Here is a 25,916-nt window from a genome sequence, read left to right on the forward strand (position 1 = left end):
GAAACGATTACTTCTCGATTACACCCATGATGTCGTCTTCACGCATCACAACCAATTCTTTACCGTCGATTTTCACTTCAGTACCTGAGTATTTGCCAAACAGAACAACATCACCCACTTTAACTGCTAAAGCGCGAACATCGCCATTGTCCAGGATCTTGCCGGCACCAACAGCAATAATTTCACCGCGCATTGGTTTTTCAGTAGCGCTATCGGGAATAACAATACCACCTGCTGTGGTACGTTCTTCTTCCATACGACGAACAACAACTCGATCGTGTAAAGGACGAATTTTCATACTTTTATCTCCTTAATTAAACTTTAAAGTCAATTTGCAATGTTACTGACTGCCATATGGGGACTAGGAAATGAGTTTCAAGGGGTAAAATAAAAAAAATTTAGATTTAGTTTTCTCACAGCATATGATGTTCTGATATAGTTATTAATTATAGGTGATTGAAACCCATTTAGCCTGGGTGGGCGCAATAAAAAAAGAATTTATCTGGTAGTATCCAAGGTCTGCTGCCCCCCCACCCGGGCTCCATTATTTATAAGGTTTGAGAATGAGAAAATGGTTTTTATTGTTAGTTTTTTATATAACCACATTTGCTCTGCATGCAAACCCGCTACCCGCTGCAGAAGTATTCCATGTCAATGTCTCTACAGTAGATCCTAATACATTTGCCATTAATTTCCAGATAAAACCCAATTATTTTCTCTATAGCGATCGTATTAAATTGACCAGCGAAATGAACCATGCGATTCAGTTGGGAACCCTGAGATTCCCGCCTACAGAGAAAAAAGTAGATAAACAAGGCCATATTTATACTGTATATAGGAATCAGGTCACTATTCCCGTGGGTATTTTAGGCAATAAGGCCGGAAAAGCGCTGGTGGATTTGACCTATCAGGGATGCTCTGACGATGGTTTTTGTTATGCTCCGGAAACCAAAACGATTCAGTTAACTATAGATAACAACCTGGCTTTAACCCAAGCAAGCTTCCAGCAAACACCTAAGGAAGAAGCTGTTGCCGCAGAAGAATCCCAGAATGATGGAATCTCCCATGTCTTTTCGAGCAATAACTGGTTCCTGATTTTAATTACCTTTTATGGTTTTGGTTTGCTTTTATCATTTACCCCCTGCATTTTACCCATGGTCCCAGTTTTATCGGGAATTATTGTGGGCCACGGTAAGGAAATTACTACAAGAAAAGCTTTTTTTCTCTCATTAAGCTATGTGGTGAGCATGTCGATTACCTATTCAATAATTGGTGCAGTAGTTGCCTTACTGGGAGCTAATTTGCAAATCAGCATGCAATCGCCTTGGTCTGTAGGTGTATTTAGCCTAATTTTTTTACTGTTAGCTTTATCCATGTTCGGGTTTTATGAGTTTAAATTACCGCACTCCTGGCAAACAAAAATCCATGGCTCCAGCAATCGAAGAGGAGGCCATTATTTTGGTGCAGCCATCATGGGATGCCTGTCAACCCTGATTCTTTCTCCTTGTGTTACCGCACCCTTGATCGGGGTCTTGACCTATATTGCCCAAACCGGAAACGTTCTTTTAGGGTGTGTGACTTTATTTGTTTTAGGTCTGGGAATGGGAACACCATTGCTGCTCATCGGTACTTCTGCAGGAAGATGGTTACCGGAAACAGGCAGCTGGATGAATACCATCAAGGCACTCTTTGGAATTATTTTTATTGCCGTTGCCATTGAGCTCATTTCACGTGTAGCCCCCCCCTTGCTGAGTATGATTTTGTGGGCAAGTTTACTTATTTTTTCAGGAATCTACAGCGGTGCTCTCACCTATTCGGCAACCCACCGTGAAAAATTTAACCAGGGCGTGGGCCTCATTCTGCTCGTCTATGGCTTTTTGATTTTGGTGGGGGCAAGCATGGGTGCAACCAATCCGTTACAGCCTTTAACAATCCAATCAGCAAATGCTGCGCCCATTGAAGCACAGCAGCAACAGAGTTTGAAAACCATAAAGGAGGCGTTGGCTAATGCCGAAGGAAAACCGGTGATGCTTGATTTCTATGCCGACTGGTGTACCTCCTGCAAGGTAATGGAAGCCACAACATTCAAAGATTCCCGGGTAGAAAAAGCTTTGGCAGGTTTTACCGTAATTAAAATTGATGTCACGGCAAACAGTAGAGAAAATAAAGCTCTGCTGGATTACTTCCATGTTGTGGCGCCCCCAACTTTCCTGTTTTTCGATGCACAAGGAAATGAACTTACTCATCTTAAGTTGGTGGGTGAAGTCTCGACAAATAAATTTTTAAAAACCCTGAAGCAGGTTGATTAGCGAAAACCAATTTTTACCTACATTGCCCCATAGAAAATCTTTTCAATGGGAAAGGAACTAACACTTTCCCTATACTCCTGGGGCTTTTGTTAAAAAGGTTAGGTATATTCCCTAAACTATCCTATCGGTTAATAATTAGTTTCCTAAGGTTTGCCCTTACCTTTATCAAGCCATTTTTGCTTCAAATCCTTATTTAAACATTTTCCCGCACCTGCCGGAGGTTTTTATTCACGCCTTAAAAGTCGGTTAACTCCCGATTTTTCCATTGTAAAACATGAGCTTAATCGGATTTATTTTTAAACCACATGGGCAAATTTGATTCATTTTCTATATGAACTATAGTTATAAATGCATTGAGGAACAAGAACGTCGGAAATCCCCGTCTAAGGATAGAATATGGACCGTCAACTCATTGTTAAAAAAGAAGTTTCTGCAGCAATTCCTTCAAAATATGGTTCTTTTGAACTTTCATTATTTACTACAAATCAGGATGATAAAGAGCATCTTCTGCTCACATTTGGATCAGTACACAACGCCGATGATATTTTAGTCCGGATTCATTCGGAGTGTATGACTGGCGATATTTTAGGATCCTTACGATGCGATTGTGGTGAGCAACTGCAAATGAGCATGAGTCAAATTGCTATCGAGGGTCGCGGTATTATCATTTACCTTCGCCAGGAGGGGCGTGGAATAGGATTGATTGATAAATTACGTACCTATAATTTGCAGGACCAGGGAAAAGATACCGTCGATGCAAACCTGGCGTTGGGTCACGGAGAAGATGAACGCTCCTATGAGGTGGCCGCTGAAATATTAAAAGAGTTGCAAATCAAATCAATACGTTTACTGACGAATAATCCTCAAAAAATTGAAGCATTAAATCAACTCGCATTAAATGTTACCTCCAGAGTCCCTATCAAAGGCTCTATTCATCCCCATAATGCGTACTATTTATTGACTAAAAAACAAAAAATGAATCATATATTTGAAGAGGATGATCTCAAGGAGCTGTACAAAAAATGCTCCTGTTTCTTCAAAAAAAGAAAACCTCTGGTAACCCTGGCTTATGCCCAAAGCCTTGACGGATCCATTTCATTTCACCGTAAAAAAAGGCTTATGCTGAGCTCTCAAGAATCACTGGTGATGACCCATAAATTACGTTCAGAACATGATGCAATACTGGTAGGGGTAGGTACGGTTATTGCAGATAATCCTCTTTTGACTGTACGTCACTATAAGGGAAACAACCCGCAAGTTGTTGTTTTGGATAGTAAACTTCGTATCCCCTTAACTGCTCGTATTTTAAAAAATGAAAAACCGCCCATAATTTTTACCACTAATCAGGCGGATCAGGAAAAATTAAAAAAACTTACTGCAATGAAGGCCCAGATTATTGTCGTTGATTCAACTTCCGATGGGCGAACGGATCTAAATCAAACCCTGGAGCAATTATTTATCCTCGGTATCAAATCAGTTATGGTCGAAGGCGGCAGAGCCATTATTACGAATTTCATTAATGAAAATCACGTAGATAAGGTAGTTATTACTGTTGCCCCTATCTATGTTGGAGGAGTTTCTGTTTTATCTGAAGAAATACCGGAGCATTTTGGCTTTCCACAATTAAAAAACGTACTTCAATATAAATTAGGCAGGGATATTATCATTATGGCCGATATTGAAAGGAATTTATCTTGAAAAATCACGTGCTTTATTTTAACAAGCCTAACCAGATCAGGGTTTTGGAGGAAACCATTCCAAAACCTGAACTGGATGAAGTATTGATTCAAAATGTGCAATCTGGAATCAGCTCCGGTACAGAAATGCTTTTTTATCGAGGCTTGATCCCTGCTGATCTGTGCATGGATGAAACAATACCTGCACTGAGGCACCCACTGCATTACCCTTTTAAATACGGATATTGTTCCGTAGGTAAAGTAATTGAAACAGGGCACCCGAAGTTAAACCATTTACTAAACCAATGGGTATTTGTCTTTAATCCTCATGAAAGTTATTTTTGTGCCCGGGAGCACCAGGTTATTGTTTTGCCCAAGCAAATATCCCCTTTGGATGCTTTATTCATACCCAATATGGAAACAGCCATTAACCTGATTTTAGACAGCTCTCCCCTGATTGGCGAAAATGTCCTTATTCTGGGGCTTGGCATCGTTGGCCTTCTCACTACGGCTTTATTACAACAATTCCCACTAGCTAGCCTTCTTGGAGGTGACTTGCATGCAAAAAGAAGAGAGCTATGTCAGGAGTTGGGGGCGGAAAAGACTTTTGACGCTCTCCACGCGGATTTTTGCAGGCATGTGACCGAGTATCTGCAAAATGTAACACCGCATTCCATTGACCTTATTTATGAACTGACCGGTAATCCCGAGGCACTTAACCATGCAATTTCTTTAGCCGCTTATGAAGGACGTATCGTATTGGGCTCCTGGTATGGAAAAAAACCTTGCGCCATTGATTTAGGGGGGCGATTTCATCGAAACCGCATTCAAATTATTGCAAGCCAGGTCAGCACTATTGCTTCCGAGCTTCAAGGAAGATGGACAAAATCCCGACGTCTTGCACTGGTCCTTAAAATGCTGGAGAACATAAAACCCTCTCGTTTCATTTCTCATAATTTTCATATTACCGAGGCGCAAAAGGCCTATCAGTTACTGGACGTTAAACCAGAAGATACCTTGATGATCACTTTAACCTATGAGGTGTAACATGCATTGTTTAATGTTAAGAAAAAATTTTATTGCCCAACATTTCCTGATTGGAAAAGATTTTGGAGCTGAAAATTCAAGGCATTCACACCATTACAGCTTTGAGTTGGAAATTGAAAACACGCAACTGGATCAATTTAACTTTCTTATCGATATCGTTGAAGTAAAAAACCACATTGAGCTTATGATTTCCTATTTTAATGATAAAACATTAAATGAACTTCCCGAGTTTGAGAATCAAAACCCAAGTCTTGAACTGTTCTCTAAAATTCTCTGGCAAAAATTCAATCATTTCAAGTTGCCAGCTAACAGCCAGATTACAGTCCGTTTATGGGAAGACGATATTGCCCAAGCCAGTTATCGAGAAAAAATATGCGCGTAGGATTAATCATTTATGGCTCCATTAATACAACAAGTGGTGGCTACATTTATGATTATAAATTGGTGGAATATCTACAGTCCAAGGGCATGGAGGTCCGAATCTTTTCCCAAAAGAAAACCAAATTGGGCATTCTCGGGAATAATTTCTCGAGGAAAATGGCTAATGAGATTCTAGAATTCTCCCCTGACGTTCTTCTGCAAGATGAAATGAATTTCAGTTCATTATTTCTTCTTAACAAGAAACTAAAAAAAATGGGAACCTTTCCCATTATAAGCATTGTTCACCTGTTGCAAGCCAATGCCTTACACCATGTGCTGGCACCATGGTTCATTAAAAAAATAGAAAAACTGTACTTAAAAACTGTAGACGGTTTTATTTTTAATAGTTTCGCAACAGAGCTGGCGATTAGCGGAATAATCGGCAAGAAAAGTAATTCAATAATTGCTTATCCAGGGAAAGACAGATTGCAGCTGAATACGGTTGAAGAGTGCATTCATCTTAAGTGCCAAAATAAAAAATTGCGCATCATTTTTATTGGGAATTTGTTGTATAACAAAGGGTTACATGTGTTATTGCACGCTTTATCCGAAATTGATCCCGCATTATGGGAATTATCCATTGTAGGAAATCTTCGTGTTGATTTGGCCTATACACGAAAAATACTGAAGATGATTGTGCAATTAAAATTGGATGCCAATATAAAACTTTGCGGATTACTGGATGTAGACCATCTAAAAGAGGAACTGCAATCCCAGCATGTTCTCATTGTTCCTTCCTATTATGAAAGCTATGGTATCGTCTATACAGAAGCAATGGGGGCAGGTATTCCAATTATTGCCAGTAAAACAGGTGGCGTTCCGGAAATTGTAAATGACGCTGGTAATGGTTTTTTAATCACCCCTGGCGACGTTGAGATGCTTAGGGAGTGTATTATCAAATTGATGCAGGATCGAGACCTGTTAAAAAGAATGAGTTTTTCTGCTCTGTCTGCTTATCGCAATTTCCCCTCCTGGAATGAAAGCATGGCCGAAATTCATAAATTTTTATATCAAAATAGTGCAAATTTAACTGCTTGCGGAAAAAAACAAGCGGTTGAAGGGCAGATAAGGGCTTAATCCTGGATAGGGATTTCGGCCCTTATCCTGAAACGGGAGAGTGTGATTTTTAACCGAAAATTTAATCCCGAAATCCTGTCGACAATCCCAGCCAATAAGAGGTATAATTCGTTCACTTTTTTTACAGTTAGAGTTTTATGAATCATAAAGTAGGTTTTGTAAGCCTGGGTTGTCCCAAAGCTTTGGTTGATTCCGAACGCATTATCACTCAATTGCGTGCGCAGGGATATGAGCTGGTATCGAGTTATCAAGATGCAGGTGTTGTAGTGATCAATACCTGTGGATTTATTGATAGCGCTGTCAAAGAATCATTGGATACTATTAAAGAAGCAATGGCAGAAAATGGACGGGTTATTGTCACTGGTTGTCTTGGAGCCAAAGCCGAAATAATCAAGGAAGCCTGCCCCGATGTCTTGCATATCAGCGGGGCGCATGCCTATGAAGAGGTGGTTAATGCAGTCCATCAACATCTGCCCCCACCTGCTGATCCGTTTACCCAACTCATTCCTCCCCAGGGTATTAAATTAACGCCACGTCATTATGCGTACTTGAAAATATCCGAGGGATGCAATCAAAAATGCACGTTTTGCATTATCCCGACCATGCGCGGCAAACTGCAAAGTTACCCCATGACGCAAGTTTTGACTGAAGCCCAAAAATTAAAAGATGCGGGAGTTAATGAAATCCTGGTAATTTCCCAGGATACAAGCGCCTATGGTGTAGATACACGCTATCAACCCATAACCTGGAAGGGAAAAACTGTTGATACCCGGTTTTATAATTTATGTGAACAATTAGGAGAGTTGGGCATCTGGATCCGCCTGCATTATGTCTACCCTTACCCCCATGTGGACGAGATTATTCCTTTAATGCGAGATGGTCTGATTCTTCCGTATTTGGATATTCCCTTACAACATGCCAATACGCGCATACTTAAATCAATGAAACGCCCGGCAAGCAGTGAAAATACGTTGTTGCGTATTGCTTCCTGGCGCGAAATCTGTCCGGATATCACCTTACGTTCAACCTTTATTGTGGGATTCCCGGGAGAAACAGAAGAAGAATTTGAGGAATTGCTGGATTTTCTCGAAGAAGCTCAGCTGGATCGCGTAGGTTGTTTCAAGTACTCTCCCGTTGAGGGCGCTAAAGCGAATGAATTGAGCAACCCGGTGCCTGAAGAAATTAAAGAGGAGCGTTACCATCGGTTTATGCAATTACAAGCAGAAATTAGCCGCAATAAACTTGAGAATAAAATTGGCAGCACGCAAACGGTATTAATTGATGAAGTCACTCCTGAGCACATCATTGCCCGAAGCCAAAGTGATGCCCCGGAAATCGATGGGCTTGTTATCCTGCCCCCGACACCGGAAGTTAAAGTGGGATCTTTTGCAGAAGTCCTAATCACAGACAGTGATGATTATGACCTGTATGCTGAATTCAAATAATCAGTAGGGGTGGGAAGCACGGTGGAATTCCATTTCCAAGAGGGGTGCTTCACTACCCTGCCTCCGGCTCAAAAAAACCTTGTTTATGCCAGCGCAGGCAAGCCTTTCACACACCGAGGATAAAGTTGCTTTTTTCCCCTAGTTACTTAGCCTGATTAAAAATCTCTCTACATACATCCAGGATCTTATCGTGCAAGTTGAGGAGGCTCAAAATGCCAGGGCGAAGGATACTCTGATGCAACAACTGATGGTGCTTCTTGTAGGCTTTCTTTAAAAAGCTGTACTGCTTTTTATTTAAAATACCGGCTAAAAACAGATGGTGCAGTTGACTTAAGGTATTTGTATAACGCGCTAAAGAAGACTCGCCAGAATGAAGGATTAAGTACTGGACCAAAAATTCCAGATCCAATAAACCGCCAGATACAGGATTCCTGTCCTGATGTTGTTCCATTTTGGTTCTCATCGCCAGGACCTCTTGTAACAGCGTAGGCTTATCCCGATTCGATAACAACACTGATTTTTTCAATTGTAAAAAAGTATGTTTAATCCGGGTATTCCCTGTCAGAATACGTGCTTTTAATAAAGCCTGATGCTCCCACGTCCATGCTTGATTTTTCTGGTATTCTACAAAAGCATCGACATGACTCACCAGCAATCCCGCAGCCCCGGAAGGTCTAAGGCGTGTATCGACCGTATATAAGACCCCGGACTGGGAGCGAGTGGTCAACATATGCAAAATCTTTTGCGTTAAGCGGGTAATCAATGCTTCTTCAGACATCTGTGCTGAATGCAAAAAGACTAAATCCAAATCAGAAGCATAATTCATTTCACGACTGCCTAATTTTCCATAAGCAATGATGGCAAATTGTGATTTTGTTTGCTCCATTTCCGGGTAGCGCGCCTGCAGCTGCTCGCTGGCAATTAGTAAAAGCTGGCTCACAATGACTTGGGCTACATCCGATAAAAAACGTCCGATGCGCACCGCATCACTCAAACCATAAAGCTCTGCCCGTGCAGCCATTAACCAATTAGTGAGCTTAAATTGCCGCAAAATCTCTTCCTGGAGTTCAATATCCTGATGATGGGCTAATTTTTCCCCTAATTGCTCTTGTAATTGATGCACCGATTGCGGCCGCCATTCTTCTCCTTGATCCAGCAATACCTCTAACAAAAAAGGTTGATTCACCAATAAGGAAGTAATAAACGGGCTTTGGGCAAACCAAAACAACAACTCCGTTAACACTTGCGGATTTTCGGTCAGCAACGCCAGATAGGCACTACGGCCTACTATATTTTCCAATAAATGCATTACTTGCAATAAGACTTCATCTGTTTTTTCAACATGGGTGAGTTCCGCAAGCAACATGACCATGAAACGGTCCAAACGCATGCGTGCTCCTTGCGTCAGGCGCCGGCAACGGGGACTGTGGCGAAAAGAATGAATCATCTGATAACAATGAGAGGCATTAGCAAAACCTAAACTGGTAAGCAAATTAACTGCCATACTGGTTTCGACATGTCCTTGCCAAAGGCTCGCTAATTGATTCGTCAATAGCCGTTTCTCATCTTCGTAATCTTTGACTTTACCCAACACCGAATGAAAGGCATAACTTACAATGCGTTGATATTGATGTAATTTATTGAGCAGCTCCTCCCAGGAATGATATCCCATAGCCAGGGTAATTTGGGTTTGTTTGGTCACATCTTCTGGCAAGGAGTGGGTCTGCTGATCATTTAAACTTTGAAGTGCGTTTTCGAGTTTGCGCAAGAAGAGATATGCCTGGGATAAGGCATCAGTATGGGGTAATAATTTTTCCCGCTTTAAGACACTAAGTGCAAATAAAGCATTTTGCACTTGCAATTGCGGTAAACGGCCGCCACGGATTAATTGAAAATTTTGAATGACAAACTCAACTTCCCTGATGCCGCCTTTGCCACGCTTTATATCATCCAATCGCGGGTTTAATTGCACTTCACGTTCAATCATCGCTTTCATACTGCGTAACGATTCAATCACGCTAAAATCTACGTACCGCCTGTAGACAAAAGGAACAATTAGGCGTTCGAACCAGGGTTGCACGGCATCGGCCGATTCAGCAATTATCCGTGCTTTGACCATGGCATAGCGTTCCCAATCACGCCCTTGTTCCTGATAATAAGTTTCCATTGCCGCCAGGCTGGAAACCAAAGGCCCACTGTCTCCGTTAGGACGTAACCTTAAATCTACGCGGAATGCAAAGCCTTCCGCGGTTACATTTTGCAAGGTCTGGACCAGTTGCTGCACCAATCGACTAAAATAGTGCTGATTATCGATGCGCTCCTCACCATCAGTTTCCCCAACGGCAGTATAGGCAAAAATGAGATCTACATCCGAAGAATAATTCAACTCCCTGCCGCCTAATTTACCCATTGCCAGGGTTAGTAATTCCACTTCATTGCCCTCTTCATCACGTGGAATCCCGTAATGTTGTGATAAACTCTGTTGGCAATATCTAATCGCATGCAAAATAAGCGCATCAGCACAATCAGACCATGTACGCATCACTTGTGCTGTAGTGGCAATACCTGCTAGTTCCAGAAGCAGTAACCGCAAAAAATGTCGATGGCGAAACTGTCTTAATGCCCGAAAATAGGCGGGCTGAGGCAAGTCAAATGCAACCTTCTGCAAGCCTTGGAAATAATCTTCGCGAGACAACAAGGACTGGCATTCATCTTCCATGAGCAAGACTTTTAACAGCTGAATCTGTCTGCATGCATAATCACTGACGAGCAGTAATTTACTCGCCTTGTCCAGCAAGGGATGCTGCAAATCCGATAGATGTTTTTCAATGAACCAGGCTTTTGATTCCAATAATTTAGGGATTTCCATTTGCATAAATTTTCTATTTTTCATTCCCAAAATCAATACTCTCGCTATAATCTATAAAAATCAACCACATTTATAGTGCAAAATGATCCGATTAATTTTACTGGTATTTCTTGGTTACGCCACTTCGGTATCTGCTCAGGGCGAACCTCTCAATGTAGGGATTGAAAGCTTTGATCCCCCCTTTGTCATGCAAAGTACCCAAAATGATGCTTACGGCTTTGATGTGGATATGATGAATAATTTATGCAAAATCATGAATAGAACCTGTGTTTTTCATGTGATGCGTTTTGATAAACTCATTGATGCCGTCGCGACCAATAAATTAGATGTGGCGGTCAGTTCGATCACGATTACTACGGAACGGGCAAAAATAGTAAATTTCAGCTTACCCTATTTACTCAGTTATTCCCGTTTTTTAGAAAGGCAGACTAATAAAAAAGAAAATTTTAGCCTCGATTTGCTAAACAGCAAAAAAATAGGGCTGGAGACAGGTACCGTATTTTCTGAACAACTTAAAGAAATGGGAGTTAAAAATCCCAATATTAAAGAGTATGCCAGCATTGAGGATCAGCTCTCGGCCTTAAGCAGAGGAGACGTAGATATTATCCTCCTGGATAATGCAACCGCCATTTATTGGGCCTCAAATTCTTCAGACACATTTAAATTAATAGGACCGCCTTACATGTATGGGTACGGTTACGGAATAGTAATCACTCCAGCGAATTCAGACTTGTTAACCCGACTCAATGAGGCATTGGTTCAATTTCAAAATTCAGATGTTTACAAACAAAATTATAACAAGTACTTGCTGGAATTTTAAAGCGCCTGGCGGGTTAATCTGCCAGATGACTCCCATTCCTAACGGCCTGGCAAGTCTTGGGTTTTGCTGCATCTAGGGAGAGATTAATGTAATGTTTGTCCCTGGGTCAGACAACGGGTGATGACTTGTCGGGTTACAAAATCCCCCTGACTCACCCCATAAATGGAATTAAAATGCTTTGCTAAAATGACCACCCAACCCGATAATTGGAAGCTCATTTTCTTTTCAGCTTGATTCACTACGATTTCAAAAAGACCTAAGGTATCACTTTCACGATCACTGGCATATTCCTCCATAATCACGCGGGCAGCTTGTAAATCTTTATCTCTGGTAGGCCAGTTCTGACTCATATTATCCTCCCTAAAAAGCATGATTAGGTCTCTGTAATTTCGCTATCATATTGAGATAATTTTTAAATTACAAGAGTAGAAATGGAAAGGTATTATCGCATTTTTTGACCAAATTTTCAAGATTTGAAGCACGAGGAGAAATGCAGCTATGGGCTGTCAGATCCTTCAAAATGCTTACAATCCTCTTAACATCATGGAATGTTTTTTCAAGACAGCATATGATATACCTATACCTCCAATTTAAAATTAAAGTTTATGACTTATCATATTTTACCCTCAATCTTGTCTGCGGATCTCACATGTCTCGGTGCTGAAGTAGAGGCGGTTATGAATGCCGGGGCTGATTTTATCCATTTTGATGTTATGGATAATCATTATGTTCCTAATCTTACCTTTGGTCCTGCCTTTTGTGAGGCTTTGCGCAAACGTTTCCCTAGCTACCCTATCGATGTTCATCTCATGGTCGAACCTGTGGATGCCATGATTGAAGCTTTTGCTAAAGCCGGCGCAAAGCGAATTAGTATCCACCCCGATGCGACCATCCATGTGGATCGCAGCTTGAAACTTATTAAAGATTTGGGATGTGAGGCAGGTCTTGTACTTAATCCGGCAACGCCCGTTGAGGTGTTGACCTGGTGTGCCCATAAACTCGATTTTATCCTGGTCATGACGGTAAATCCGGGCTTTGGGGGCCAAAAAATGATCCCTGAAATTATCGATAAAATACCCCAAATCCGTGCACTCTATCCCCATATTGACCTTTGTGTCGATGGGGGGGTAACTATAGATAATATTGCTGCTTTAGCCAGGGCAGGAGCAAACCAGTTTGTAGCCGGTGCGGCTGTATTCAACAGTAGTAATTACAAGGAAACAATTGATTCAATGCGAAAACAACTAGGATCTGTTGCCCATTCACAAGATTGAACTAAAATGACGCCATTTTAGAGCAACGGAATAAAAATTAAACAGATTTTTAATTAGAAAGCTTATGAAAAAAATTATTTTGTGTTTAGGCTTGTTGATCAGTTCTCAGGTTTGCCTTGCTCTCTCAGGCCAGGCTTACATGGATCGTTTTAATACTTATTTGTCTTATAGTCAAAATCTTCCTTCGCATACACCCAATGCTGAATTTCTCGATTTTATTGCCGGAACGACACCATTATCTACAAAATTAAGGGAAAAATGGTTGTATGAATTAGCTAAAAACAAAAACTGGGTAAGTTTTAGCCAATATTATCAGCCGTCTAATGATTTAAACCTTGTTTGTTACGAGCAGATAGCAAATTACAATACAGGCAAACAGGAAGAGGCTTTAAAAGCCTCCATTCCCCTATGGTTAAGTGGGGATTCGAGACCTCCCTCCTGTGACAGTTTATTTACTTTGCTTTTAAAAGATAATAACTTTGATCAAAACTTAATTACCCAACGATTAGCCCTTGCCCTAGAACGACGTAACATCCAGTTAGCGCGTTATCTGTTAAAGCAGTACAACATACCCCACACAGCTGAGTTAAATGTCTTAAACTCCATCTATCAAAATCCGGCAAATATAACCATGCTAAATCCCGGCGGATTAAATAGTGACATCTATCTTTATGGCCTTAAACGTATGGTCTCCATCAATATGAATAAAGCCCTGGCATTATGGCAACAAAGTAAAACTCAAAAAATGCTTAATTCGGGGCAACAGCAATCTTTTCTGGCCCATGTTGCCCTTTATAAAGCCATGCGCAACCATGAAGATGCGCTGGAGTGGTTCGCTAAAGTAAAACCTCAATATTACAATGATGTGTTACTGGACTGGCAAATCCGTTTTGCCTTAAAACGAAAAGACTGGGCTCAAGTCACTGGATTGATTAACGATTCTAAGCATAAGGACGAACCGTGTTGGCAATATTGGTTGGCACGCTCTTTGGAAGAACAAGGAAAAATAACAGAGGCAAAAGCGCTTTATGAACCTTTAGCAAGAAACAGACAGTATTATGGATTTCTTGCCAGCCTTCGCCTCAATAAAAAACCAAGTTTTACTAATGAAGCACCCACAACAAACCTTGAGGTATTAAAACCTTATCAGACATTTATTGATCAAATCCAAACCCTCTACATGAGCAAGCAAACCCTGCAAGCATCGCGTTTACTCAATGATTTTATTAGTGAACTACCTAAAGATGAGGCAAGCGCGCTGGTGTATTGGATCGATCAAAAATTACAATGGCATGGCAAATCGGTATACTTAAGTAATAATGAGACGCTAAATAACCAGCTGTCGCTACGCTTCCCTTTGGCATATAAAGACAGTATTTCAATGTACTCAAAAAGATATGCTGTGGCTCCGGAATTTATTTATGCAATCATTCGTCAGGAAAGTGGTTTCAGGGATGATGCAACCTCTTCAGTAGGCGCACGGGGTTTAATGCAAGTTATGCCTTATACTGCCCGTGTTGTCTCCAAAGCAGATAAGATTCCCTATACCGATCAAAACCAATTATTTCTCTCGCAAAAGAACATCAATATCGGCGTAGCCTATTTAAAACAACTTGCTAAACGCTTTGGCAACCACCCCATACTTATTGCGGCTGCATACAATGCGGGGCCTAAGCAAGTAGTTTATTGGCTTAGGAGCCACCCACCCAAAGAAATTGATGTCTGGATAGAAACCTTGCCTTGGCAAGAAACGCGTAATTATCTCAAAAACATCATGGCATTTTATGTTGTTTACCAATATCGCCTTGGTCAAAAACCTAATCTGGGGAGTTTTCTGGAACCATTATGACCTATCTGCCCCTACTCTTTGATCGGGATGAAAGTGAAAAACCTGCAAAATCTCCGGGTTTTTCACGTGCCGTTTAAAAAGCCCTCGTGTTCAACAAACCCTAAACTTTGATCAATTGTATATCAATTTGTTCTATAATTAAACAAATACAGACAAACTAGCAAGCCTCTTAATTTAGTGGCTGCCTAAGGTCGATTTATGTTAAAAGCCATTTGTTCTATTGGTCTTTTGGAAATGATGCTTGTTTTAACTGGATGTGCTCCCACTGCCTATGTGGTGGGTACGGTGAATCAACCAATCAAATACACTTATGCTCCTGGATTCAATCCACCGCAAGCCGCTTATCCCGATGTGCCTGTGGATGCGAACACCTCAATTGATACACCCGCGATTGTTCAACAAGAGAATGCTATTAATGAAATGAATGATACTATGGCTATTGTGCAACAGCAAAATCAGGCCGCTCAACAACAAGCTATCGAACAACAACTCAATGCAATGACCCTACTTCATTGAAAAACAGGGCCATGTTTTGAATAATTAAAAAAGGAATGGAGTAAAAGGGAAAGCAAGCAGTTATGCTGCTTGCTGATTAAGCATTAAGCCTCGTGCGTGATACCTGCTCTTCACAAATAAGATGATTAGCGAGAATTGAACGAAAAGCGAGGACATCTGCGACAGGTAACGGGCTATTGATCATTATCTCCAACATGCGTTCCAGCTCATCCTTGTTGAACGTGGCAATCATCGGAAGTTGACCTAAAGATTCAATAATATCTGCCCGACTTAATAGGTCATTGTGCGCACAGATTTTTTGATAATTTTTCTCAGTTAACAAATCTGCTATTTGTAAAAGCCTCATAAAATGAAAAGCCCCAACCCCTAATTTGCTTACTTTCACCAAACTGCCAAAATCATGATGATCAATAAGTGATGCGTTATTCAGTAAAATAATATTTTTAGCAAATACATTGGCATTTTGAGGATTTTGTTCAAGCAACTCAAAGTAGTTGGATAAGAGCAGATTCTCTGCAGCAAGTTTTCGAGCTCCCTCGGCAATTTTTTCAATATATTTTTCTTGTCTTAAAAGGATGTCTACTATTGCGGGATAATAAATATTTTTTTCCAATATTAAACCAAGCAAATCAAGAATCGTCTTCAATTGATAGCCTGCAACGGGGGTCGCGGTGAGCTTGTCCACCAGGATCGAAGTATCAAAGGCACATTCCTGAAGGTTAATTAATAACTGGGATAGTTCTAGTGCATGTTGTGGATAAGAAAATAGTAATTCCAAGGTAGGTAAATCAAGTAAATCCGCCATCTTCAAATTATTTATGCTTTGCCCTACTACAGAATCAAATTGGGCAGCCTTAAATATAAGTTCTATTGGAAGAGATTTGGGATCCATATCAATTTGTTTCATTATGCCTAACAAATTAACTACCATACCCGTTTTCGAAATATCTTTTTTTATAAGTTCTTCAAGATTATCACTCACCTCGATTTCAAATTCTTTCAAGACTCTGAACAAGGAAAGCAAACGATTACCATAATCAGGATAATCGCGAATAAGAGCTACGATTCGTGGATTATCAGATAAACTTGATTTTCTCAAACGTTCAAGAAGGTTAGCGTTGATAGTAGAAGGAAAAGAAGCTCCAGCCTTTAAATTCACTATCATTACATTCGTACTGTCATCGATTGTTCCACCCATGCAATTGTCCTTAAATTAATCTCTAAGCGCAAAATATATCATATTTGCTCGTCTTAAAGCAATTTTTCTGATTTTTTACAAATGAGGTTTATTGGTTAAAACATACTTTTGAATCAAATCGATAAAATCGAGTCGATCCGCTTGCGAACTAGGCTTTTTATTAATCAAATCAAGCATTTCTTTCAACTCTTCTTCTTCGAGGGTGACAAATAAAGGAAGGCTGCTCAAACACTCAATAACCTCAGTATGATTCAGAATCGAATTATGATCACAGACTTTTTTATAATTTTCTGCATTCAACAAACCGGATTGTTGTAAATGCATCAGAAAGTGAAATGCACCCACTCCTAATTTACTCACAATTAAAAGATCTTCTGTTTTCTTATAATCAATAAGCGAGACGTTGTGTAAAAGTAAAATAAGGTTAGCTACAACATTGGCATTTTTAGGATTTTTTTCAATTACCGTAAAATAAGCCGATGTGATTATGTTTTCTACAACAAGTTTTTTAGCCCCCTCATAAATCTTGCTTAAATATTCTTGTTGTCCTAATAAAATATCCAAGCACTCAAAGTAATAGAGGTTATGTTTTAAAAGTAAGGTGAGCAGCTCAATGGCTGTGTTCATATTTTTTTCTGAGAATTTAGTAAGCTTCTCCACTATTTTTTCAGTAGGGTAAGCATGTTCCTGGAAGTTAATAATTAAATCCGCAAGCAAATAAGATTGCTCAGGATAAGAAAGCAGCAAATTTACAGTCCCGGCATCAAGCGAGTTAGAGGTGGCAAGCTTGCGCATTCCATGTCCAACTGTAGTTTCTGATTTGGCAGCTTTAAATAAAAGCTCCAGGGGAATGATGGCAGCATCAATTCCTTTTTCATGCAAAAGCCCGAGTAAATTAACCACATAGCTCGCAATAGTAACATTACTCGCAATAATACCATGGAGTCTGTCATCGAGGGCAATATTGGCTTTTTTTAATGCATTAAATAATGAAGTTAATCGATTGAGATGGTTTATGTTCTCTTCCAGCGTCTGCATCATGCGTGCATCGGGTTGCAACCCTAATTGGCCCAAACGATTCATGATCTTCGTTTTTGTCTCATTTGTTTGATTAAACTTAATATTAGCCATTCGTCACTCCACCATCCTGTGTCATTTGCCTTCTGTATGGGTTAATGAAAAAAATTCATCTGTTATCTCTGAGTTTATCACCAAAAAAGAGACAGTGAGTTAAAGATATTATCAAACAAATGAATTTTAAAATACAAGTAAATGGAGATGAGCCGGTAGAAGATTCATCAATCAGGTGGGTATTTTCTTCGCAAAACCCATCGAATGCTCAGTTTATTTTCAAAAAAACCACTTAATAGTCACTTAATATTTTTTTTGTATAATCCAAAAACATTAAGTAAATCGCAAATATTGTTTGCCAATTTACCAATAAATGCACTTAATGGTTGCTTAATGTTCTTTTTGTATAATCGGCAATGCTAGGGAAATAGAACCTATGTTTCCAAATATAATTTATAAGGACCTGGATTATATTTTTATTTTTAAAAATTATTCTAAGGGGAATTCTTATGGGCGCGAATAGCGAAATTGTCAAAAGACAGATTGCAGATCTAAAAGACTATACCGATACAGTCGCTGCAGTTCATTTATTAAAAGAAGTTGTAACCAATGGCGCAGTGGTTACTGTCGGCTCAGCAAAGGAAATTATTGCGGTAGAAAACTCAAAAAAGGATCCTAAGATTGGAAATGTCGTAAAAGCAATTTTAGCGAAAGCAGGAAAGCCCAATGAAGAAAAAAGCCAATGGATAAAACAAGCCGATGAAAAAATGCATCTTGAAGCTGCAATTACTATTGGTGGTGCAGTTTATACAGTAGATTTTACTTTTGATGGTGTGCAAGAAGACCAGCAGGAATACACTGTTAATATTACCAGCAAATTAAATGCCGAAGTGAGCAGAGGAAAACTGTTTTTCGATGACAACCACTCAGCGACCGTTAAATTAACCTATGATAAAGAAGGTGATCTCCGTGCAGTGACCAAAAAAGGGTTGGCTGTTGACACCAAATCTTTTGTTCCGCATGCATATCAAAATGAAATTTTAGCCAAATATGCTGACAGCCTAAGTGCTGGAAAAGAACAACGTCTTGCTGTTATGGGAACCGGTTCTGGTAAAAGTATTGTTATGGCCGGAATTGCGCAAGCAGTAGGACGCACCGTGATGATCGTTCCTGATAAAACATTAGTTGATCAACAATCTTCTGAAACTCAAAAGATGTTGGGTGCAGGAAAAGTCAATGGTACTTCACATACTCCTACCGTTTTCCATTTGGATACAATTAAACCAAATGTCGATGTAGACTGGGAAGGCCTTAAAAAAGATTTAAGCGATTTGCAAGAAGAAGATAAACAAAAAATCAGGGAATATTTTGCCAAAGTGATAGCTGGCACCGAAGCCTATGATCAAATTGTATTACAAGCTGAACATCCATTATTCAAAATCATTGCGGGCGAAATAAAAGATTCAATGGTATTAATTGATGAAAGCCATCGCCATACATTCAATGAGGAAGATGCTCATATTTTGGAAGGTTTGAAAAATCGCAATTCCATCCTGGCGTTAACAGCTACTCCAACTTCCAAATTGTATGATCTCTTTTCTGGGGAACCTTTGGATGATTTAAGCCTGGGAGCTGCAATCCAGTTAGGTACCATTCGTCCAATTAAACCTGAAGTGGCTTATTTGGAAGAAAAAGATTTGATCGATCAGGCCGTAGTTCATTATTTTGATGATTATTATCTCCAGGAAGGTATGAATGGTTATGCTGATCCTGTCGAATTAAAAGAGCAAATCAAGAAAGCAAATACAGGAATGGAAGATTCTGTTGCACAGCAACAAGCCGTTGAACAAGCTTTAGTATTGAACCGTATCCGTGCTCAACGGAACATGGGCTTTTCCGATGACAAGGCTACTCGTGAAAAATTGGCCGAAGTTTATCAGAAAATTGCTGATGGAGATGCATCGTTCCTTGAAAGATATCAAGCTCAAGTTGCAGAGCTCCGAAAAAAATCAGAATACCAAGCGCGATTGCAATTAGGCAAGAAATTTGGAACCGTAAATGAAGAAGAAGTCCTTAAACAAGTTTCTTCTCATCCGGTGAACTTAAAACAGGATATCGAAACGGAACAACAAAAAGATATTCAAAGAACAATCAACAGTTTTGCTCTTGCACTCATTTTTAATGAAAAATTCACGGATATCGCTGAAAAAGACAGAACCCATAAACTGGAAGAATATTTAAGCGAATGTGATGAGAACATCAAGAAATATAAAACAAAAGATGGGGAAATACCTCCTCCCTTCTTAAACAAGCTGAAAGCATGCGAAGAAGCAAACAGGGTAAAACTCAATCAGGCTTTAACAAAATTGGGAGCACCTATTTCTAAATTGCCTACAGAGCAAAAAGAAGCCATGGTCGAATATATTTTGGATAGAGCTGAAGCAATGGTGGCCAAGATCAAGGATTCAAAACCCATATCTGAGGTAGTTACCCATGCTGCCCCTGTTGATTTAACCAAATTAAAGGTTCACTATGCCAGTGCAATTGATCTGAATACGGATCAGGATGAAATCAATAAACTGCTTGCTCAAATTGAAGCAGGACTGGTAACGCATATCGTAGCAGATGAGGTTATTGCTACAGGTGTGAGTATTCGGGATATCCTGAATGTCCAGGTTATTAATTCGAATTCGCCAGTAATTGAAGCAAATATCAATGCGATTAACGGCATACTGTCCGGACCTCAAGCAACCGGACGTTGTGTAAGAAATAAAGATGTTTCAGCACGTGCACAACAATACATTGATAAGCGATATCAAGACAAAGGGTTAATTCTCACTGTGGACGATATCATTGATCCAAAAAATTCAGCTGCAAAAACACGAGAAGTGATGCTGAATCGAGAGCAACAAGCTCAAAGGGAAGAACAAGCGGTTGTGGCGATTCAAAGTGCAGTAAGAGGATTCAACACCTTCAGATTGTTCAAACAGTGCTTACCTTTACATAAAAAAATTGAGTTACTTTCCGAGAAACTGGAACTACTTGATAGCCTGTTAAAGGACAGAGAGAAAACTCAAGATGTAAAAAAAGCACAATTGGTGAAAATTCAAGAAAACTTTAGTCAAAAAAAGGACTCCATTGATATGGATATAGAAGAGTGTGAAAAGGAATTACAAATTGTACCTGGAAGAAAGAAAGGCAATCCGCTGCCTGCTGAATATGCCAGAAACCCCTCTCTTTATTTGATTTGGGTAAGATCCACTCTTAAGAGGGCGGAACTTGAATCAGCAACCAAAGAAGTAAAAGAAGCAATCCAGCAAGTTGAAGTGGAAATTGATGAACTGGAAAAAAGCGTCCTTGAACTTCAGGAAAAAATTAAAGAGGGATCCCTTGAATTGAGCAAAATGAAAGAGGAAGAAAGTCAGTTGTTGGAACAAATGGAAGCCATTAACACCCATTTTCAAGTTTCTTAAAATTTGAATTTCCTGCTACCCCCACTCCGGTGGGGGTTTTTATTTCTACCGTCATGCTTAGCCAGCACGAAGTATCCCTTGCCTTTTAATTAGTGCTTGCCAGTATTTCTTACAAAACGGGATAACACATGATTTGTACGTACCGTGGATTCTCGCAATGCTTGATTTGGGCTTAGAAAACCAGCAAACATCGCTTCCAAAACCTCATCATTAATTCCGCGAATCTGATTTTGTGGGCCAAAGCGATGTAATGGCTTTTCTTTTAGCTCACCTGCCAAATCCGTCCGTGCCATCATTAAAGTCGGGTGTTGACTGCTCTGTAAAATACCGGCATAGATGCCTTGTAGCCCTAAAGGCAGATACCCTGTATGCTCATGCCAACGTTTTTGCGTTTCCGGTTTTGCAATAAAAGCAAAAAACTGAGCTATTCCTTTATAATGTTCCGGTGATTGACCGGCTACTGCCCATAATGCAGCACCTCCAGCTACATTAGCATGCCTTTTCTTACTCACTTCCGTATCTAAAGGCATACTGGAAACCCCCAAATTGAATGGCACCAGAGAGGCTAAACTATTATACGCCCCGGAAGACTGACTGAACAAAGGACAAATACCACTGGTAAATAAAATGGTGGCATCATCAACCCTGCCCGCATAACGAAAATAATGCAAGGAATGCCAACGTTTCAACCGTTCAAAATGTCTGACTAATTGCGGCGTATCAAATACGGCCCGAGCAGGATTATTTTGAGTTAAGGGCAAGCCGTGAATCGCCAAAAAAGATTCAAAAAGCACCCAACCCGGATAAGCCGTAGTATAAGTGCAATCATAACCTGCCTTTTTTAACTTCACTGCCAATACTTCCATCTCAGCCCAGGTACGGGGAAAATTAGCCGGGGAGTAACCTGCTTGGGCAAGAATGTCTTTATTGTAATACAACGTTGCTACAGAAAGATTAAAAGGCAAAGCCATTAATTGCCCATTTTTACTGTAAAACTCGCGAACGGATGCAATAAAATCTTCTTTAGGCAAGCTTAGTCCTTGTTCTTGCATCAATTCATCTACCGGCTTTATTACTCCTTTTGGCGATTCCATGATGGCAGTTCCCACTTCAAAAATTTGCACAATTGCCGGGGGATGATGGGCCCTGAATGCAGCGGCAAAACTTGTTAATGTCTCTACATAATTTCCCTTATAAACAGGTTTGATAAGATATTTGTTTTGACTTTGATTAAAATCATTGGCAATTAATTTGACTTCTTCTCCCAAATGCCCTGCCATCCCATGCCAAAATACCAGTTCAACCGGTTTTGCCTGGGCAGATAAAACAAAAAAAACGACATATAAAAAAAGGATTAATTTTTTCATGCGAGTAAATCAGGGTAATCACTAAAAATCGCATCAACTCCCCAGCCAAATAACTTATTTGCCAAACGTTTGCGATTCACCGTATAAGCACAAAGAACATAACCTGCAGCTTTGACTGCTTTGACGCGCTCCTCTGTTAATACCCTGCGGTTAAAATGAATGGAAAAACACTCCAGTTGCTTTGCTTTTTTTAACCATTGTGCATCCCAGGCATGGAGAAGTAACCCTAATGGCATTTCCGGGGCAATACTACGGCATAAGACCAAAGCATCCCAGGAAAAACTGGATACCAGGGGTAAATCTTTCCCCTGCGGCCAATAACGTTGAATATGACTCATAACGCTAACGGCAGTTTGCTCTTCAGTACCAGGATATGGCTTAATCTCTATATTTGCCTGTACTCCCGAAAACGAGAGCCACTTCAAGACTTCCTTGAAGTGGGGAATGGCTTCCCCTTTAAATTGTCGGGAGAACCAGGAACCAGCATCCAGGGACTGCAAATAGGCAGACTCAACCAATCCTACATCGCCTCGTCCATTTGTTGTTCTTTTTAAATTATCATCATGAATTACAAAAGGTTCTCCATCAGCACTGCACATGACATCAAACTCAATGAAATGACAACCTAAAGACAACGCTTTATTGAAAGAAGCCAACGTATTTTCAGGAGCATAAGCAGAGGCTCCCCGATGTCCAATAATTTTTTCAACAACCAACAAATTAAATCCCCTTTTTATAAAACATGATGGGCAAAACTCATAACGTAGTAAGCCCGTGTACCAGGCGAAAAAAACTCACTAAATGCCGTCCTTCAAACCCATGATTTGCCCATTTAAGACAACTTTATTGCTTACGATTGGAAGCCACTTCAACAAGTGCCGTTAATATCCTTTCATTACTTACTGTTAAAGCCGGTGCAGCAAGGGCTTGCCCCATCATCATGGTATTCATTACCTTCGCTTGCAATGGTCTGGGCTGCGGTGGATTATTGCCTTCAAAAAACACCAAATTACTTACTGTATAATTTTGTCCGGGATAAGTCTTGTTAATGCGGACAAGTTCATCATTTATCTGTTGATACAAACGTTGCCTGATTTGCCCTAGAACAGCCTGGGTTTCATCAAAACTGGGTTTAAAATCCACACTGGATATTTCATATTTAGCGCCAGGCAAACTCACATCCTTGGCATTTTTATAAATATCAGTTAAAGCTTCCTGGTTCACTCGTGCCTGGGCTTGCACAAATAATTTTTCCAGGCCAGAACTATCCTGGGAACGAGCAAATTCAATCAAATGCCACTCCCCTTTGGCGATTTTATTTAATCTATCCATAATGTCAGCACGCGCCTTGACCAGATCCGCACTGGTTAAAGTCACATTAATACTCACCCCCAATAAAGCAGTTTGAGTCGTAACCCACTGTTTTGCCGAAAGTTGAAATTCAATTTTATCAAGAACCAGTTGAGGATAGGGTGGAGGTGGCGGCGGTAACGCATTATCAGCAAACGCAAATGGCATGATTACCATTAAAGCTAATATCCTGACAACGATTTGAAGCATGACATTCTCCATATTAGATGAATAATGAAATTAGTGTATACCAGCAAGCATTAAGATACCAAATTATTAACCGTACCATTGATTTAATTAAAAAATAGGAATATAACTTCTGCAAAATATTTGCAAGAGGAGCATAAACAATGATTTCTGTGGACGATATATCAAATAGTAACCAAATAATAGCTGAAGATGATTTCCTCGATTACGCTCTCTCTCATGGTTTTGGTGACTTACACTTTAAAGTTGATCCGGCAACTGGAATGAAAGCGATCATCGCTATCCACAATACCAAATTAGGCCCTGCTTTGGGAGGGTGTCGTTTCATTGAATATCCCAATACTTTTGCAGCGATTCAGGATGCCATGCGTCTTGCCCGGGGAATGAGCTTTAAGGCAGCATCGGTCAATCTGCCTTTGGGAGGCGGCAAATCAGTTATCATCAAGCCAAAAGGACCATTTGATCGTGCCCAATACATGCATCAGTTTGGTCGATTTGTTAATGAATTAAACGGTCGCTACATTACCGCCCTTGACAGCGGAACCGAATTGCCTGACATGGACATTATTGGCGAGCACACTCCTTATGTAGCCAGTTTATCCAAATATCAAGGGGATCCCTCCCCCTCTACTGCCCGCGGTATTTTACGCGGCATTCAAGCGGCTGTAGCTTTCAAATTAGGGAAAGAAAGTCTCAACGGAGTGCATGTAGCCATCCAGGGATTAGGCCATGTTGGATTTTTGCTTGCCCAGCACTTACATGAATTAGGAGCGGAATTAACGGTAGCAGATATTTCTCCTCTTGCAGTTGAACGCGCTGTTACCGAATTTGGTGCCAAAGCAGTAAGTACTGATCAAATACATAAAGTTCCATGTGATGTTTTTGCTCCCTGTGCTTTAGGTGCAATCATCAATGACATTACTATTTCCCAACTGCAAACGCCTATTATTGCCGGTGCTGCGAATAACCAACTCGCCCATACCTATCATGGAAAAAAACTCCATGACAAAGGCATTTTGTTTGCTGTGGACTATGTCATTAATGCCGGAGGATTGATATTTGCTGCATCAAAATATCTTCACACCTCTGAAGAGAAAATTAACGAACAAATCGATGACATTTATACTCATTTAACCGAAATATTTGCCCTGTCCGCTAAAGAAAACTTACCCACGAGTGAAATAGCAGATAATTTGGCAAAAGAAAAATTATCATAGGGGTGCTATGAAACATTTAAGCCTAACTCCAGAGCTTTATGATTACATGTTGGACAAATCTTTGCGTGAACATCCTTCCCTGGCTGGTTTACGCAAAATCACCTCCACTATGGAGCTGGCAAACATGCAAGTTGCGCCGGAGCAAGCACAATTCATGCAATTGCTTCTACGTTTGCTTGGCGCAAAAAATGTTTTGGAGTTGGGAACATTCACTGGCTATAGTGCTTTAGCGATGTCCCTGGTTTTACCTGATGAAGGAAAACTCATTACCTGTGATATCAGTGCAGAGTGGACAAGCAAGGCACACCCTTTTTGGAAAGAAGCAGGACAAGACCATAAAATTGAATTACGGCTTGGCCGCGCCCTGGATAGCTTGCATGCTCTTATCGATGAAGGTTGGGAACATAAATTCGATTTCATTTTTATTGATGCCGATAAAACCAATTACGTGAATTACTACGAATTGGCATTAAAACTGATCCAACCTAAAGGGTTAATCGCTATAGATAATATTTTCTGGGATGGTAAAGTCATTGATGAAAATGAAACTGGCGGTCAGACCAGAGAAATCAGAAAACTCAATGATTTGCTAAAAAAGGATCACCGCGTGTTTATTAGTTTACTTCCTATAGCTGATGGATTATTTTTAATACAACCTCTTAACCAGGAAAAATAAACCTGAAGGATGCGCAGCAAATGTGGGATGAGGATTCCCCATTTGGCCTCCATAC

General features: G+C 40.2%; 21 protein-coding genes. 13 read left to right on the plus strand and 8 right to left on the minus strand.

Annotation, left to right across the window (positions count from 1 at the left end; translation table 11 throughout):
• Positions 1–7 precede the first annotated feature (7 nt).
• On the minus strand, positions 8–298 hold the full coding sequence (gene groES / locus KYQ_RS09210) for a co-chaperone GroES (RefSeq protein WP_003632899.1): 291 nt from the start codon (positions 296–298) through the stop codon (positions 8–10).
• 265 nt (positions 299–563) lie between these two features.
• Between groES and dsbD the strand changes: the two genes are divergently transcribed.
• The 6 genes from dsbD to rimO all read left to right on the plus strand — a co-directional run bounded on the left by dsbD (position 564) and on the right by rimO (position 7,974).
• On the plus strand, positions 564–2,309 hold the full coding sequence (gene dsbD, locus KYQ_RS09215; protein ID WP_010652768.1) for a protein-disulfide reductase DsbD: 1,746 nt from the start codon (positions 564–566) through the stop codon (positions 2,307–2,309).
• 396 nt (positions 2,310–2,705) lie between these two features.
• On the plus strand, positions 2,706–4,007 hold the full coding sequence (ribA, locus tag KYQ_RS09220) for a GTP cyclohydrolase II (RefSeq protein WP_010652767.1): 1,302 nt from the start codon (positions 2,706–2,708) through the stop codon (positions 4,005–4,007).
• Positions 4,004–5,032: a zinc-dependent alcohol dehydrogenase gene (locus tag KYQ_RS09225; RefSeq protein ID WP_010652766.1), complete on the plus strand. Its 1,029-nt coding sequence runs from the start codon at positions 4,004–4,006 to the stop codon at positions 5,030–5,032. Before ribA ends, KYQ_RS09225 begins: the two co-directional genes overlap by 4 nt.
• A 13-nt stretch (positions 5,033–5,045) precedes the next feature.
• Positions 5,046–5,414, plus strand: a complete 369-nt coding sequence (locus tag KYQ_RS09230; RefSeq protein WP_231294535.1) for a 6-pyruvoyl trahydropterin synthase family protein — start codon at positions 5,046–5,048, stop codon at positions 5,412–5,414.
• 155 nt (positions 5,415–5,569) lie between these two features.
• A complete protein-coding gene (locus KYQ_RS09235) occupies positions 5,570–6,529 on the plus strand; it encodes a glycosyltransferase family 4 protein (protein ID WP_231294536.1) in 960 nt (319 codons plus the stop codon).
• Between the two features lie 137 nt (positions 6,530–6,666).
• The gene (gene rimO / locus KYQ_RS09240) at positions 6,667–7,974 is read left to right on the plus strand and encodes a 30S ribosomal protein S12 methylthiotransferase RimO (RefSeq protein WP_010652763.1); all 1,308 of its coding nucleotides are present in this window, start codon (positions 6,667–6,669) and stop codon (positions 7,972–7,974) included.
• Positions 7,975–8,116: 142 nt separating this feature from the next.
• On the opposite strand, the gene glnE is transcribed toward rimO, so the two are convergent.
• Positions 8,117–10,867 carry a bifunctional [glutamate--ammonia ligase]-adenylyl-L-tyrosine phosphorylase/[glutamate--ammonia-ligase] adenylyltransferase gene (gene glnE / locus KYQ_RS09245; protein WP_019349916.1) on the minus strand — a complete coding sequence of 917 codons (2,751 nt, stop codon included), beginning with the start codon at positions 10,865–10,867 and terminating at the stop codon, positions 8,117–8,119.
• Positions 10,868–10,925: 58 nt separating this feature from the next.
• On the opposite strand from glnE, the gene KYQ_RS09250 reads away from it, so the two are divergent.
• The gene (locus tag KYQ_RS09250) at positions 10,926–11,663 is read left to right on the plus strand and encodes a transporter substrate-binding domain-containing protein (protein WP_010652761.1); all 738 of its coding nucleotides are present in this window, start codon (positions 10,926–10,928) and stop codon (positions 11,661–11,663) included.
• 83 nt (positions 11,664–11,746) lie between these two features.
• Here KYQ_RS09250 and KYQ_RS09255 read toward each other — a convergent pair whose 3' ends face one another.
• Positions 11,747–12,013: a hypothetical protein gene (locus KYQ_RS09255; protein ID WP_010652760.1), complete on the minus strand. Its 267-nt coding sequence runs from the start codon at positions 12,011–12,013 to the stop codon at positions 11,747–11,749.
• Between the two features lie 255 nt (positions 12,014–12,268).
• Between KYQ_RS09255 and rpe the strand changes: the two genes are divergently transcribed.
• From rpe to KYQ_RS09275, 3 genes are all read left to right on the plus strand, one after another.
• Positions 12,269–12,937, plus strand: a complete 669-nt coding sequence (gene rpe / locus KYQ_RS09260) for a ribulose-phosphate 3-epimerase (protein ID WP_019349917.1) — start codon at positions 12,269–12,271, stop codon at positions 12,935–12,937.
• 64 nt (positions 12,938–13,001) lie between these two features.
• The gene (locus KYQ_RS09265) at positions 13,002–14,786 is read left to right on the plus strand and encodes a transglycosylase SLT domain-containing protein (RefSeq protein WP_010652758.1); all 1,785 of its coding nucleotides are present in this window, start codon (positions 13,002–13,004) and stop codon (positions 14,784–14,786) included.
• Positions 14,787–14,984: 198 nt separating this feature from the next.
• Positions 14,985–15,302, plus strand: a complete 318-nt coding sequence (locus tag KYQ_RS09275; protein WP_010652757.1) for a hypothetical protein — start codon at positions 14,985–14,987, stop codon at positions 15,300–15,302.
• Between the two features lie 76 nt (positions 15,303–15,378).
• On the opposite strand, the gene KYQ_RS09280 is transcribed toward KYQ_RS09275, so the two are convergent.
• Together KYQ_RS09280 and KYQ_RS09285 are read right to left on the minus strand one after the other, a co-directional pair.
• Positions 15,379–16,500: a hypothetical protein gene (locus KYQ_RS09280; RefSeq protein WP_010652756.1), complete on the minus strand. Its 1,122-nt coding sequence runs from the start codon at positions 16,498–16,500 to the stop codon at positions 15,379–15,381.
• A 75-nt stretch (positions 16,501–16,575) separates the two neighbouring features.
• Entirely contained in the window at positions 16,576–17,631 is a 1,056-nt protein-coding gene (locus KYQ_RS09285) for a hypothetical protein (RefSeq protein WP_019349918.1), read from the minus strand.
• Between the two features lie 449 nt (positions 17,632–18,080).
• Between KYQ_RS09285 and KYQ_RS09290 the strand changes: the two genes are divergently transcribed.
• Entirely contained in the window at positions 18,081–21,044 is a 2,964-nt protein-coding gene (locus KYQ_RS09290) for a DEAD/DEAH box helicase family protein (RefSeq protein WP_019349919.1), read from the plus strand.
• Between the two features lie 89 nt (positions 21,045–21,133).
• On the opposite strand, the gene KYQ_RS09295 is transcribed toward KYQ_RS09290, so the two are convergent.
• The 3 genes from KYQ_RS09295 to KYQ_RS09305 all read right to left on the minus strand — a co-directional run bounded on the left by KYQ_RS09295 (position 21,134) and on the right by KYQ_RS09305 (position 23,971).
• Positions 21,134–22,411: an extracellular solute-binding protein gene (locus KYQ_RS09295; protein WP_010652752.1), complete on the minus strand. Its 1,278-nt coding sequence runs from the start codon at positions 22,409–22,411 to the stop codon at positions 21,134–21,136.
• Complete coding sequence (ugpQ, locus tag KYQ_RS09300) at positions 22,408–23,127, minus strand: glycerophosphodiester phosphodiesterase (protein WP_010652751.1); 720 nt, start codon at positions 23,125–23,127, stop codon at positions 22,408–22,410. The genes KYQ_RS09295 and ugpQ overlap by 4 nt, the downstream gene beginning before the upstream one ends.
• A gap of 127 nt (positions 23,128–23,254) precedes the next feature.
• On the minus strand, positions 23,255–23,971 hold the full coding sequence (locus KYQ_RS09305) for a hypothetical protein (protein WP_010652750.1): 717 nt from the start codon (positions 23,969–23,971) through the stop codon (positions 23,255–23,257).
• A gap of 140 nt (positions 23,972–24,111) precedes the next feature.
• On the opposite strand from KYQ_RS09305, the gene KYQ_RS09310 reads away from it, so the two are divergent.
• Positions 24,112–25,185: a Leu/Phe/Val dehydrogenase gene (locus KYQ_RS09310; protein ID WP_010652749.1), complete on the plus strand. Its 1,074-nt coding sequence runs from the start codon at positions 24,112–24,114 to the stop codon at positions 25,183–25,185.
• A gap of 7 nt (positions 25,186–25,192) precedes the next feature.
• A complete protein-coding gene (locus KYQ_RS09315; RefSeq protein ID WP_010652748.1) occupies positions 25,193–25,861 on the plus strand; it encodes a class I SAM-dependent methyltransferase in 669 nt (222 codons plus the stop codon).
• The last annotated feature ends 55 nt before the right edge of the window (positions 25,862–25,916 follow it).

Origin of the sequence: Fluoribacter dumoffii NY 23 (genome assembly GCF_000236165.1) — a bacterium.
Lineage (GTDB): Bacteria > Pseudomonadota > Gammaproteobacteria > Legionellales > Legionellaceae > Legionella > Legionella dumoffii.